The organism is Vibrio thalassae, assembly GCF_900089835.1.
In the GTDB taxonomy this organism is placed as follows: domain Bacteria; phylum Pseudomonadota; class Gammaproteobacteria; order Enterobacterales; family Vibrionaceae; genus Vibrio; species Vibrio thalassae.
In genome coordinates this window covers 21,868-34,357 of the sequence record NZ_OANU01000193.1, presented here as the reverse complement: position 1 = coordinate 34,357, position 12,490 = coordinate 21,868, and the positions used below count along the sequence as shown (strand labels likewise).

The window sequence follows — 12,490 nt, the reverse complement described above, 5'->3', positions numbered from 1 at the left end:
CTGGCGCTTGGCATAAAACGTTGAGGGATTGAGTTCATTGAGCTTACAAAATGCACGCGTTGACAATGAACTCGATTCAGATTGCTCGATGAGCATTTGCCATTCTTGATTAGTGTGTCGTTTTCCCATTTCAAATCTCCTCATGGTTGGAGATTTGATCTTATTATTCGTGCTAGGTGATTAGAATGCGGGGTTTATGACGCGCTTACATTATTCGACAAAAATGTTAACGGAACATGAGCTTGTGAAGCGAGGAGAGTGCAATGCTACTTCGCTAGCACTGCACTGAGATGTCATTGTTGAGCGTCTAAATTAAGAATAGTAATCGCGTTAGCAACGCTTGTAGCAAGAATATCGACTGCACCAGTGCGCAACGCCCCAACGATCGAAAGTGGTTTGCTGCTTTCGGCGGCAATGGCGATAACTTGCGGGATTTTTTGGTAGTCAGCGATGGTTAATCCGATCACACGATTACTCATTTTTGTGTCTTGCACATTGCCTTTAATGTCGTAAAAGTCGTAACCACCCACTTCACCGACTACCCCTTGTTGAATTCTCGCTTCAACCATTTCCTGAACCGAGAACCAACCTAAGTTCACCATATAGCTACTCTCATTAAGATCGCCAATTCCAACTAACGCCACATCGGCCTTTTTAGCGATATCCATCGTTTGTTGGACTGTCTCATCTTCAAGCAATGCTCGACGAAGATCAGGGTTGCGAACATAGGCCGGGGCGTACAACGTTTCACTCACTCCGCCAAAGGTTTTGGCAAAACGACGTGAAATATGGTCGGCATTCAGCATCCCACCACGAGGGTGTATGCCTCCAATACTAGACACGAACGTACACTTTTTAGGATTAACAACGCCGATATGCTCGGATACGGAAGACACATTGCGCCCCTGTCCGATAGAAACGATCATACCGTCCTTTAAGGTTGATGAAAGATAGGTGGAGACGACGCCAGCCAATAAAGCACGCTGTTCGTCCTCGGTCGGCTGATCAAGCGCTATCAACGCACGCTTTAGACCGAATCGCTCTTTAAGTTGCTCTTCGAGCTTAGCGCCAAACACCGGGTGGTATTTGACTTTAATTTCAACGATGCCTTGATCTCGTGCTCGTTTAAGTAATCGTCCTATTTTGACTCGCGACAGACCAAAACGTTTTGAAATTTCTTCTTGCGTCGCTCCGTCTTGATAATAGGCCACGGCAATCTCGGTCAGAAGATTGGTTTCTTCTGTTTGTTCAATATTGGTTAAGTCCATTCTGTTCCTTTCAAGGCGTATTACTACAACGCTTAAATTGCTAAGCAATAAGCTTAAGTAGTTCTTTATTTGTTTTATTTAGGTCGTGATTAGACTTTATCATTCTAATCGTTCTGTTGTGACCTTGTATAAGTAAGGTTTCAGTTGTGAGGTACGACCCATGTTTTTGCACGCCATCTAAGAGGTCACCTTTGGTAATACCGGTAGCGCAGAACACGATATTATCGGTTTTCACCATATCATTGAGTCTAAGAATGACATTTTCAGAGACTCCCATTTCGTTGCAGCGTTGGCGTTCAGACTCAGCATGTTTAATATTGGCTAAGGTATCGCCCTTGACAACATCACGCGTTAATAGACGTGCTTGCATATCTCCCCCCAAGGCACGGATTACCGCAGCCGTCACCACGCCTTCAGGTGCACCGCCAATACAGTACATCATATCGACATCACTTTCAGGCATGCAGGTAAGCAAAGAGGCAGCGACATCTCCATCTGGGAACGCATAGACTCTTACTCCCATCGCTTGCATGGTTTTAATGATGCTGTCATGTCTAGGCTTAGCTAATGTCGCAACGACCAACTCTTGTATCGGTTTATTCAATTGTTGGGCAATGTTGCGTATGTTCTCTTCAATAGGACGTGCTAAATCGATAGCGCCAGCCGCTTGTGGGCCCACTACCAATTTCTCCATATACATATCTGGCGCTTGAAGCAACGTATCTTTCTCCGCTGCTGCTAGCACCGCTAACGCATTGGGTTGCCCCATTGCTGTCATTCTCGTCCCTTCAATAGGGTCGACGGCAATATCAATGGCAGCACCGCCTTTACCCAACTGCTCACCAATGTAAAGCATAGGGGCATCGTCAATCTCCCCTTCACCAATCACAATAGTAGCGTTGACGTTTGAATCATTCAGTTGATGTCTCATTGCGGCCACAGCGGCATCGTCGGCCCGATTTTTGTCTCCGCGTCCTAGCCATTTGTATCCTGCAAGTGCAGCCGATTCCGTTACTTGAGACAGCGTCAATCCTAATTCGTTATACATTTTGAAGTCCTTTTGTCATGATCTGTGTTCATATGTACAATGAATGTATCATTTGAACGCTCACTTTTGAATGCTCAGGATCTCATTTCTTCATATGGTTGAACAAACAATCAAATGAGTATTTTTTGTCGATTATGAATAGAGTTATAACTCTATTTCGGGTGGCGGATTATGGTGGTGGAATCTATATAAATATTTGAAATATATCAATTTGTCTTATTTTTTAGATCTCGATCATCTTGTTATTTATAAAAGCCTCCAGAGTTTATGAAATTGTTTTTGAAGGTGGTTTGATCACGAATATGTTAATAATTTGTATTGTTTTGGTGACTAATATCTCATTTGAAAGATGTTCATCTGTAACTTTTGAGAATAAAAGTTCAATATCATTTGTAATCTCGATGGACAAATGAACATAAGGATAGCGACATGATTGCAATTGGATGTGATGACGCGGCGGTAGATTTGAAGGAGTGCTTGAAAGCTCATTTAGCTGCGAAAGGTATTGAATATGTCGACTACGGAATCGACCCTGAGAACGCCGCGCTGTATCCGGATATTGCCAAAGAAGTGAGCTTAGCAGTCAGTGCTGGAAAGCATGAGCGCGGCATCATTCTTTGTGGTACCGGAATAGGCGTATCGATTGTGGCAAATAAAGTACCAGGCATTCGAGCGGCGCTTTGTCACGATACCTTTTCTGCCGAGCGGGCACGTAAGAGTAACGATGCACAAATCATCACGATGGGCTCTCGCGTGATCGGTTCTGAACTCGCAAAAGCAATATTAGATACTTGGTTAGATTCAGAGTTTTCTGACGGACCATCTACCACTAAAGTAAATAGAATCAAGGAGATAGAGAAAGAATTTATCGGATAACCCTCCCTCAATGTTTAATGGAATAACGTGGAAACTAAAATGAAAAAAACAACACTTACTTTTACTGCACTCGCTGTGTCTGCCGTTCTCTCTTCAGCGGCATTTGCCAAAGACCTAAAAGTGGCGACAAGCGCGCAGGTAGGTTCACTTCAATACAATACAACACAGTACTTTACTGAAGTGGCAAACGAAGAATTCAAAAAACAAGGTATTGACTACAACCTTAAGTTTTTTGGTGCAGCTCAATTAGGTAAAGATAAAGATGTGCAGCAGAAGTTGAAGCTAGGCACAGTAGATTTGGCTCTGCTGACTTCAACACTACCAACACACGTATCTGAAATGGCGTTGTTTGAATTACCATTTTTAGTCTCAGATCGTGACCATGTTGCCAAGATCGAAGAACAAGTATTCTGGCCTTACATTGCACCTGCGGCAGAAAAAAAAGGCTATAAGGTTATCGGTTTTTGGGAAAATGGCTTTCGAAACATTACCAACGCTCAGCGTCCGGTTAACACACCGGAAGATCTAGATGGTTTAAAAATTCGCACACCAAACAGTTCTTGGCGCGTGAAGATGTTTAAAAACTGGGGGGCGAACCCAACTCCTATGAGCTTTAGTGAAGTGTTCATTGGCCTACAAACTGGCGTCATCGATGGACAAGAAAACCCTTACACCAACATCTACGCTGCGAAACTGCATGAAGTACAAGGCTATTTGAGTGTGACAAACCACGTCTACACTCCAGCTTACCTAACAGCAGGTGCCCGTCACTATGGCAAATTCCCTGATGAAGTACGTGCCGTACTTGAAGACTCTGCGAAGCAAGCGCAGCAATGGGGTTATCAAGAAGCCACGAAGCTAGAGGGCGAGCTAAAAGACAAACTGGTTGCTGGTGGTATGAAGCTTAATGTAGCGAACCGTCAAGCCTTCGTTGATGCAAGCCAACCTATCTACGATGATTTTGTGAAAAACGTAAATAACGGCGAAGCCATGCTGAATAAAGCAATGGCAACAGCTAACTAAGAAGTCCCTTGGCTGCACTTCGGGTGCAGCCACTCATGTGTTTTTCGCGAGGTTTTATGATGTCTTTTCTAGCTGTGTTAAATAGAGTTTCTAGCGTTCTAGAAAAAGTGTTGATCGCTATTTCCATGACGATCTTACTCGCACTCAGCACCATTATTATTGTTGCTGTTTTTTCGCGTTTTAGCGGTGCTTCTCTTTATTGGTACGACGAAGTTTCCGCGATTTTGTTGGCGTGGCTGACATTCTATGGTTCGGCGCTGTGCGCCATTAAACGCTCTCATATGGGCTTTGGCGGTCTCGTGGCCAGTATGGCGTTGCCACTACGTAAAGCACTGTTTTTGTTCAGTGAATTGGTGGTGATTGGATTCTTTGCCGTGATTGCTTGGGCCAGTTACTACATTCTAGAGATTTTCGGGGACGAGACATTGACCAGTCTCGACTTTATTACGCTTTCCTTTGCTCAATCTGCGTTACCTATCGGAGCGGTGCTATTTATTGTGGCTCAGCTTTGCTCATTACCAAAGGCATGGAATTTACTTTGTGACGGTTCAACGCAAGAAGATGAAGAAATTAAAGAAGCAATTCGTGATGCCAAAAAGGATATGTCAGAAGCAATGGAGGCTGTGAAATGAGTGCGTTAGTCGTTTTGTTTTGTTTGATCGCTTTAGTAATGATTAATGTACCCATTGGTGTTGCTATTGGAGCGGTTGCTATTGTAGGAATGGTTGCGACGTCAGGTATTGACGCAATCTATAACGCCGCGCTGGCGATGTTTGAAGGTGGCTCTAAATTCACGCTGCTGTCTATTCCATTATTTGTTTTCGCTGGCGCTCTAATGAATACTGGCGGTATTTCTCTGCGATTGATCAATTTCGTCAACGCTATTGTAGGCTTCGTTCGTGGCGGTCTATCTATGGTAAACGTTGGTGTCTCGATGATTTTTGCTGAGATTTCTGGCTCAGCAGTAGCCGACGTTGCTGCGCTAGGTTCTATCTTGATTCCTGCGATGAAAAAACGTGGTTACTCAGGCAGTTTCTCCGCTGCGGTTACATCGTCATCGGCGTCCCTTGCGGTGATCATTCCACCATCATTACCGATGATTATTTATGGCGCAATGGCTGATGTATCGATTTCACAGCTATTTGTGGCAGGTATCGTGTCAGGTCTATTAGGCGCAGCTGGTATGTTTGGCGTGTGCTATTACTACGCGGTCAAATACAACTTACCAAGAGAAGAGTCGTTCAGCCTGCGTAAGCTTTGGGTCGCCTTTAAAGATGCATTTTGGGCGCTAACACTGCCGTTCGCTATTCTTGGTGGCATCTTGTCAGGGTTTATGACCGCGACGGAAGCTGCGGGCATCGCGGTATTACTCGCTTTAGTGATCAGTATCTTTATCTATCGTGAGATGGACCTAAAACTGTTCTATAAAGCGATGATGGAAGGGGTAACAGGCACATCAGTAGTCATGCTTCTTGTCGCTACCTCAGCTGTACTTGGTCTGTTCTTAACCGAGCAAGAAGTGCCGCAACAAATGGCAGCTGGCATCTTAAGTATCTCTGAAAACAAGTACGTTGTACTTATGATGCTTAACGTGATGCTTTTAATTGTTGGCGTGTTCCTTCATGGCGCTGCGGCCATCATCCTAACTGTACCTATCGTATTACCTCTGATTCACGAACTAGGCATCGACCCAATTCACTTTGGAATCATGCTAGCACTGAATATCTCTATCGGTCAGCAGACACCACCGGTAGCCAGTGTGCTTATCACGGCGTGTTCTATTGCGAAACGCGACATTTGGCAGGTAACAAAAGTCAACGCGCTGTTCATCGGAGTACTGTTTGTTGTGCTGTTATTGGCAACGTATGTGCCCGCGCTCTCTGTAGGTTTTGTGGACTTCATTTATAAATAACTTTCAAGGAATTACAACATGACTAAACCGACTATTGCTCTTGTATTAGGTGACCCTTCCGGAATTGGCCCAGAGGTTGCGGTTAAGGTACTCGCTGACGAGGCAAACAGACAGCAAGCCAATATTCTTATCATTGCTGATGAATACGAACTTCGTAAAGGCATGGACATTGCGCAAGTGACGTTTGATTACGATGTGGTGGATTCATTCGAAGAGGCCAATTTTGTCGACAATAAGCCTGTTCTACTGAAATTTAGCAGCTCTCATGCCGAACCTATTGAATACGGTAAAGCCACGGCGCAAGGCGGAACTTACGTACTTGAAACCCTCAAGATAGCGGTTGATTTAACCCTCGCCCACAAAACCCATGGCATTTGCTTTGCGCCTTTGAATAAGCAAGCGATGAGCATGGCAGGTTTGGCTCACCGCGATGAATTGTCGTGGTTTGCAGAGCTGACTGGCTATCAAGGGTTTGGCTGTGAAGTTAACGTTGTCGACGATATTTGGGCCGGTCGCGTTACCTCTCATATCCCATTCAAGAATGTTGTCGATAACCTCACAGTAGATTCGGTTTTGGAAACCATTGAACTGATGGACAAAACATTGCGCTCTGCAGGTTTTGATTCACCACGAATTGCCGTTCAAGCCCTGAACCCACACGGTGGGGAAGGTGGACTGTTCGGTGATGAGGAAATTACCACGATTACGCCGGCGATTGAAAAAGCGAAGCAAAAAGGCATCGAAGCATTTGGTCCATTCCCTGGGGACACGACGATGTGGGTGGTAGAGAAAGAATCGATGAACTCGATTGTTTCTATGTACCACGACCAGGGCGCGACAGCGCTGAAAATGATGGGCTTTGACCGCGGCGTAACGGTTCAAGGCGGAATCCCAATTCCAATCGCCACCGCTAACCATGGCTCGGCCTTTGATATTTACGGCAAGAATGTTGCCTCAACGCCTGCAATGGAAAATGCACTGAAGCTGACCACTCGAATGGCGACAAGTTATCAACTAAAACAACAATAAAATAAATGGTGAACCCCATGAGAAAGCCAAAAAAACTGATCAATGATCCAATGGCGGTGGCAAGAGAGCAATTTGATGGCCTCTTAGCTGCGATGAATGGCAAGCTGGAAGGACTACCAGGCATTACCGCAGCAATGCGTACCGATTTTCCTCAGGATAAAGTCGCTATCGTGACAGGTGGTGGTGCAGGCCACGAGCCATTATTTGCAGGCTACGTCGGCAAGGGGCTCGCGGATGCCGCGGCTCTGGGTGATATTTTCGCCGCTCCTGCTCCTAACGTGATTTTACAGACGACTGAAGCGGTCAATAATGGCAAAGGCGTGATTTATATTTACGGTAACTATGCGGGCGACAATATGAACTTTGATATTGCTGCCGAACTTGCTGACGATGATGATATCAAAACACACACCATTCGTGTCTGGGATGATGTGGCTTCTGCACCGCTTGAAAAAATCGAAGAAAGACGCGGTACAGCGGGTGACTTGTACGTGCTAAAAATCGCTGGAGCAGCGTCTGAAAAATACGATGACTTTGACCAAATTGTGGCAGTGACTGAACGCGCTCGCGACTACACCCGTTCAATTGGCGTGGCATTGTCGGCGGGCTCAGTACCACAAACCAATACCTTTAACTTTGAACTGCCAGATGATGAGCTAGAAATTGGTATGGGGTTGCATGGTGAGCCGGGCGTATCCCGCGAGAAAATGACCTCTGCTGACGACGTTGTCACTCGTCTTATTGACGATCTTTGCGCTGATCTTCCGTATCAATCTGGCGATGAAGTGTGCCTTTTGGTCAATAATCTAGGCGCATCGACTTACATGGAACTTCTGATTGCGACTAAGCAAGCGCATGCGCTTCTGGCAGAGCGTGGCGTCACGGTTCATGACACGTTAGTGGGTAACTACTGTACGTCTCAAGAAATGTCTGGCTACTCAATTACGTTACTAAAACTGGATGACGAGCTGAAAGCGCTCTACGACCTACCTTGTGAATCATTTGCTTTGAGGAAATAACAATGGATGTATTAACAGCGAAAAACATGATGGCTTATGTGGCAAAGAACATGGTCGATAGCGAACCTATGCTGACTAAGTATGACCAAGCAATTGGTGACGGTGACCATGGCATTGGTATGGAGCGAGGCTTTCTAGCCGTTCAGACGCTGCTGACGGATGACTTCCAACCGGAAGATGTCAGTAAGCTGATGTTGAAAATTGGCTCGACGATGATGGCAACCATGGGCGGCGCTTCTGGGGCGATCTTCGGTACCTTGTTCCGTAGCGGTGCTAAGTCCATCAAAGGTGCGCAGCAACTGGATACTGAAACACTGGCGACATTCTTAGCGGGTGGTTTGCAAGGTGTTTATGACCGTGGTGGTGCAAAACCAGGTGACAAGACGATGATTGATGCCTTGGTTGCCGCGGTTGAAGCCTCTGAAAAACTCTCTGGTGATTTGACAGAAAACCTACCTGCAATTGCTGCCGCCTCGAAACAGGGAGTTGAAGCGACAAAAGATATGATTGCGACCACTGGCAAAGCAAAAACTCTTGGTGAGCGTTCATTAGGTCATCCTGATCCAGGTGCGGTATCTATGTCTCTTATCTTACAGTTCATGTCTGAGTATGCGAGCGAGCAGGTTCCAGCATGAAGAAAATCTGGATCGGCACAAGCTGGAAAATGAACAAAGACGCTGCCTCGGCGGCGTCATGGGCAGCGGCTGTTGAGCAGGCAGTTGAACGGTCAGATGGACGAGTTCAACCTTTTGTCATTCCGCCGTTCCCTTATCTTTCTCAAATGGCACAAACGATAAATGCAGAGGCGATACAACTTGGCGCACAGAATATGTGTTGGCAAGACAGCGGAGCGTTTACCGGTGAAGTGTCACCATTGATGCTGAAAGATTGTGGAGTCTCTATTGTGGAGATCGGTCATTCTGAGCGACGCGCCATGTTCGGCGAGACGGACAACACCGTCAATCTTAAAGTACTCGCAGCGTTAAAGCATGGCCTAACGCCATTGGTTTGTGTTGGTGATACCGCAGATGAAAAGAAGTGGAGCGTATCAGTAGAGTCGGTTGTGCGACAGGTTAAGATTGCGTTGTTTGACGTTCCTTTCGATAAAGTTACTGATGTTATCCTTGCTTATGAGCCTGTATGGGCAATAGGTGAAGGAGGCACTCCGGCGACCAAAGAAGAAGCCGAAACGGTACATCGCGCAATCCGTGACGCGTTGGTGGAGTGCTATGGTCAAGAGACAGCGGACAGTGTGGTGCTGCTATATGGTGGCAGCGTCAATCTAACTAATGCCTCAGAGCTACTCGACCAAGTGAATATCGATGGCGTATTTGTTGGGCGTACAGCATGGGACGCCGAAGGCTACGTTGAGCTGCTCAGTATTGCTAATAGCAAGTTGGAGCACTAACGATGGAGCAAGTGAAGTTACTCTCACTCATTGTGCTTGGGCTACTAGCCGCTAAAACGCTACCAATCCTGACGAAACATCGTATTGATTGGAGCCGCAATATTGCCTTTAGCTATCTCACGCCTTGTTTGTTCTTTACTTCACTTGTTCACGCCGATCTCTCTCAGCTTCCTTCGCCAGAGCTACTGGCTACTTATGGTTTGGGGTTGGGAGGTTTATTTTTTGTCGTCCGCCTTTGGCTCTCCGTCAAAGGCAATGACACTGCAGCGGCGGCAACGATCAAATCGATTTCTGCGCTGTACCCTAATGCCGTTAGTATTGGGGTGCCACTGGTGTTCTCACTGTACGGCCCAGAAGCTGAACTGATTTTGATGGGAATTATCGTGACCAATTTGGTCGTGGTGTTACCCATGGTCAATATACTTATGATTCGTTCGGGGGAGCCGGGTTTCTACTCTTACAAAAAAGTCGTGACCGACCCGATTCTACTCGCAATTGCCACTGGATTATTGATTAATGTATGGGGCATTACTCTTTCTCCGGCTGTTGTTGATGGCTTAGCTCTGATTGGCTGGGCCGCTCTTCCGGTTATTTTATTCATTCTTGGTGCAAGCCTTAGTAGCTATCCGTTCCGCGCATTGATGCAAGAGAAAGTATTCCTGCTTCTTGCAGTGAAAATTGTGGTCTTTCCACTGACGATGCTGATTTTCGCAAGCTTGGTCTTTCAACTGTCTCAAATCGAAATCCAAGTGCTGGTGATTTTAGCCAGTCTACCAACGGGTATTAACGTCTACTTATTGTCTGAGCGATACCAGGTGGCAAAGGAAGCAACGGCGAGCGTGATACTGTTTACCACGATGCTCTCGTTGGTGTCGCTCGTGACATGGGAAAAGGTGCTCCAAGTAACATAATTAAGGGATTAATGTGATGGGAATATTAGATAGATTAGCCATCAATACGGCGATTTTTGATGGACATGATTTAAAAACGTCGTTGAAAACAATCAGTCAATTGGGCGTAGGTAAAGTCGAGTTTGCCTTCAACCAAGGCTATGTTGGTCAACTTGACAGTGACATGTTTTCCGAGAACCATGCTCAATACCTACTGTCTCTTTTAGAGAAAGAGCACCTTAAAACCGATGCGCTGGGCTGTACCATGAATTTGGCGGCGCCGAGCGCGATCGATGATTTTATGATGAGAATCGATTTCGCTCATCATCTTGGAGTGACTTACCTTAATACCTGTACTGGCCCAATTGCCGACCGTGCCACCATTATCGCCAATCTTAAAGTGTTAGCTGAATACGCTAAAAATAAGGGCTGTGTCATCTGTATTGAAAATGGTGGTGATCATAACTTTAATGCGTTTGCGACGGCCCACGATGGGGTTCGAATGCTTTCAGAAGTTAACCATGATGCCTTAGCGCTCAACTTCGATCCGGGTAACTCAGTCTCTCTTGTACCCAATTTAAGCCCGAGTGAAGAAGCTAAGATGGCGTTACCTTTCTGTCAGCATTTCCACATTAAAGATGTGCAAATTCATGATGACAAGTTTACCTTCCCAGCATTGGGACAAGGGATCATTAATTTTGAACCCATCATTCAAACACTGGCTAACCGTGAATTACCCTTCAGTATTGAAAAGCCACTGCGTATGTATCGACGCAAAGACACCTTTCCAATTCGTGGGCGCTCGCCAGAAAGTATGGAAAACATTGTAGCGGCACTGAAATCTAGCGTGTCCTACATTCAACAACTAGCCGAACAAGAATAAAGGTTTTCTTATGCCAATTAGCTGTATCAAAGATGTCATTGAAGACTACAAACAAGGAAAAATGGTCATCCTAATGGATGATGAAGATCGTGAGAATGAAGGCGATATTATGATGGCGGCTGAGTGCATCTCAGCCCAAGATATCAACTTTATGGCCACTCATGGTCGAGGGCTGATTTGTCTGACCTTAACGCAGCAGCGTTGCCAAGAGTTAAATTTGTTCCCTATGGTTCAAAATCCTACTGAGCCTTGGGCGACCGCGTTTACCGTATCGATTGAAGCCGCACAAGGTGTTACTACAGGAATTTCTGCCGAAGACAGGGCTGTAACCGTGCAGGCTGCCGTTGCCAAGGATGCACAGCCTCACGATTTAGTGCAGCCAGGGCATATTTTTCCGTTGGCCGCCAAAGATGGTGGGGTACTGGTTCGCGCTGGTCACACAGAGGCGGGCTGCGATTTAGCGCGATTAGCCGGGCACGAACCTGCGTCAGTTATCGTTGAAATCCTTAATGAAGATGGCACTATGGCTCGACGTCCACAATTGGAAGTGTTTGCTGAAAAGCATGGTATTAAATTGGGGACGATTGCCGATCTTATCGAATACCGAAACGCGACAGAAACGACCATTGAACGCGTTGCAAGCTGTCAGATCCCAACAGAATTTGGTGAGTTCTCGATGGTGACTTACAAAGACACCGTGGATAACCAAATTCATCACGCGATGGTGAAAGGGAGTATTGATGAGCAGCCGACTAACGTTCGCGTTCATGTCAAAGACACTTTCCAAGACGTGCTGTTTTCTACTCGAGAATCGCAATCATCATGGACACTAAACCAAGCCATGGCCACTATTGCGGACCGAGGTGGTGTACTGGTGATCTTAGAAGGGCAGGATAGTACTGAGTCGCAGATAGCGAGAGTTAAGCGTTATCAGGCACTCGACCAAGGGGAACACTACCCACAAAACAAGAAAACCAACACTTCTCGGCAGGTGGGCGTTGGCTCGCAGATTCTAGCGGATCTCGGTGTGACTAAGATGAATCTGTTATCTTCGGCAGACAAGAAATACCATTCGTTGTCGGGTTTTGGTTTGGAGGTTGTGGACTATATTGAGCCCAATTAATGGGCAACGCA

Annotated in this window: 14 protein-coding genes; 11 read left to right on the top strand and 3 right to left on the bottom strand. The window is 46.1% G+C overall.

Annotated features, from left to right (window positions below; translation table 11 throughout):
- The 3 genes from tnpA to glpX all read right to left on the bottom strand — a co-directional run.
- A partial coding sequence (gene tnpA / locus VTH8203_RS25330; RefSeq protein WP_442478236.1) for an IS66 family insertion sequence element accessory protein TnpA occupies positions 1-129 on the bottom strand: 129 nt, incomplete at its 3' end.
- Between the two features lie 164 nt (positions 130-293).
- Positions 294-1,268, bottom strand: coding sequence for a sugar-binding transcriptional regulator (locus VTH8203_RS24320; protein ID WP_006073807.1), 975 nt, complete (start codon positions 1,266-1,268; stop codon positions 294-296).
- 40 nt (positions 1,269-1,308) lie between these two features.
- Positions 1,309-2,316: a class II fructose-bisphosphatase gene (gene glpX, locus VTH8203_RS24315; RefSeq protein ID WP_096995877.1), complete on the bottom strand. Its 1,008-nt coding sequence runs from the start codon at positions 2,314-2,316 to the stop codon at positions 1,309-1,311.
- A gap of 429 nt (positions 2,317-2,745) precedes the next feature.
- On the opposite strand from glpX, the gene rpiB reads away from it, so the two are divergent.
- From rpiB to ribB, 11 genes are read left to right on the top strand one after another with little or no spacing between them, the layout of a single operon-like run.
- Entirely contained in the window at positions 2,746-3,192 is a 447-nt protein-coding gene (gene rpiB, locus VTH8203_RS24310) for a ribose 5-phosphate isomerase B (protein WP_096995876.1), read from the top strand.
- Between the two features lie 39 nt (positions 3,193-3,231).
- On the top strand, positions 3,232-4,215 hold the full coding sequence (locus tag VTH8203_RS24305) for a TRAP transporter substrate-binding protein (protein WP_096995875.1): 984 nt from the start codon (positions 3,232-3,234) through the stop codon (positions 4,213-4,215).
- A 56-nt stretch (positions 4,216-4,271) separates the two neighbouring features.
- The gene (locus VTH8203_RS24300; RefSeq protein WP_240495636.1) at positions 4,272-4,847 is read left to right on the top strand and encodes a TRAP transporter small permease; all 576 of its coding nucleotides are present in this window, start codon (positions 4,272-4,274) and stop codon (positions 4,845-4,847) included.
- The gene (locus VTH8203_RS24295) at positions 4,844-6,127 is read left to right on the top strand and encodes a TRAP transporter large permease (RefSeq protein WP_096995874.1); all 1,284 of its coding nucleotides are present in this window, start codon (positions 4,844-4,846) and stop codon (positions 6,125-6,127) included. The genes VTH8203_RS24300 and VTH8203_RS24295 overlap by 4 nt, the downstream gene beginning before the upstream one ends.
- Before the next feature lie 18 nt (positions 6,128-6,145).
- Positions 6,146-7,156 (top strand): 4-hydroxythreonine-4-phosphate dehydrogenase PdxA, encoded by a 1,011-nt coding sequence (locus VTH8203_RS24290; RefSeq protein ID WP_096995873.1) that lies wholly within the window; start codon positions 6,146-6,148, stop codon positions 7,154-7,156.
- A gap of 17 nt (positions 7,157-7,173) precedes the next feature.
- Positions 7,174-8,175 carry a dihydroxyacetone kinase subunit DhaK gene (locus VTH8203_RS24285; RefSeq protein ID WP_096995872.1) on the top strand — a complete coding sequence of 334 codons (1,002 nt, stop codon included), beginning with the start codon at positions 7,174-7,176 and terminating at the stop codon, positions 8,173-8,175.
- Positions 8,176-8,177: 2 nt separating this feature from the next.
- A complete protein-coding gene (gene dhaL / locus VTH8203_RS24280; protein ID WP_096995871.1) occupies positions 8,178-8,810 on the top strand; it encodes a dihydroxyacetone kinase subunit DhaL in 633 nt (210 codons plus the stop codon).
- Positions 8,807-9,583 (top strand): triose-phosphate isomerase, encoded by a 777-nt coding sequence (locus VTH8203_RS24275; RefSeq protein ID WP_096995870.1) that lies wholly within the window; start codon positions 8,807-8,809, stop codon positions 9,581-9,583. The genes dhaL and VTH8203_RS24275 overlap by 4 nt, the downstream gene beginning before the upstream one ends.
- 2 nt (positions 9,584-9,585) lie before the next feature.
- Positions 9,586-10,494: an AEC family transporter gene (locus VTH8203_RS24270; RefSeq protein WP_096995869.1), complete on the top strand. Its 909-nt coding sequence runs from the start codon at positions 9,586-9,588 to the stop codon at positions 10,492-10,494.
- Positions 10,495-10,510: 16 nt separating this feature from the next.
- On the top strand, positions 10,511-11,356 hold the full coding sequence (locus VTH8203_RS24265) for a sugar phosphate isomerase/epimerase family protein (RefSeq protein WP_096995868.1): 846 nt from the start codon (positions 10,511-10,513) through the stop codon (positions 11,354-11,356).
- Positions 11,357-11,366: 10 nt separating this feature from the next.
- On the top strand, positions 11,367-12,479 hold the full coding sequence (gene ribB / locus VTH8203_RS24260; RefSeq protein ID WP_096995867.1) for a 3,4-dihydroxy-2-butanone-4-phosphate synthase: 1,113 nt from the start codon (positions 11,367-11,369) through the stop codon (positions 12,477-12,479).
- Positions 12,480-12,490 lie beyond the last annotated feature (11 nt).

Excerpts from the sequence above, each read along its gene's own strand:
- VTH8203_RS24285 (WP_096995872.1), top strand. The coding sequence starts at position 7,174 with ATGAGAAAGCCAAAAAAACTGATCAATGATCCAATGGCGGTGGCAAGA.
- dhaL (WP_096995871.1), top strand. The coding sequence starts at position 8,178 with ATGGATGTATTAACAGCGAAAAACATGATGGCTTATGTGGCAAAGAAC.
- VTH8203_RS24320 (WP_006073807.1), bottom strand. The coding sequence starts at position 1,268 with ATGGACTTAACCAATATTGAACAAACAGAAGAAACCAATCTTCTGACC.
- ribB (WP_096995867.1), top strand. The coding sequence starts at position 11,367 with ATGCCAATTAGCTGTATCAAAGATGTCATTGAAGACTACAAACAAGGA.
- VTH8203_RS24295 (WP_096995874.1), top strand. The coding sequence starts at position 4,844 with ATGAGTGCGTTAGTCGTTTTGTTTTGTTTGATCGCTTTAGTAATGATT.
- VTH8203_RS24275 (WP_096995870.1), top strand. The coding sequence starts at position 8,807 with ATGAAGAAAATCTGGATCGGCACAAGCTGGAAAATGAACAAAGACGCT.
- VTH8203_RS24270 (WP_096995869.1), top strand. The coding sequence starts at position 9,586 with ATGGAGCAAGTGAAGTTACTCTCACTCATTGTGCTTGGGCTACTAGCC.
- glpX (WP_096995877.1), bottom strand. The coding sequence starts at position 2,316 with ATGTATAACGAATTAGGATTGACGCTGTCTCAAGTAACGGAATCGGCT.
- VTH8203_RS24265 (WP_096995868.1), top strand. The coding sequence starts at position 10,511 with ATGGGAATATTAGATAGATTAGCCATCAATACGGCGATTTTTGATGGA.
- rpiB (WP_096995876.1), top strand. The coding sequence starts at position 2,746 with ATGATTGCAATTGGATGTGATGACGCGGCGGTAGATTTGAAGGAGTGC.
- VTH8203_RS24290 (WP_096995873.1), top strand. The coding sequence starts at position 6,146 with ATGACTAAACCGACTATTGCTCTTGTATTAGGTGACCCTTCCGGAATT.
- VTH8203_RS24300 (WP_240495636.1), top strand. The coding sequence starts at position 4,272 with ATGATGTCTTTTCTAGCTGTGTTAAATAGAGTTTCTAGCGTTCTAGAA.
- VTH8203_RS24305 (WP_096995875.1), top strand. The coding sequence starts at position 3,232 with ATGAAAAAAACAACACTTACTTTTACTGCACTCGCTGTGTCTGCCGTT.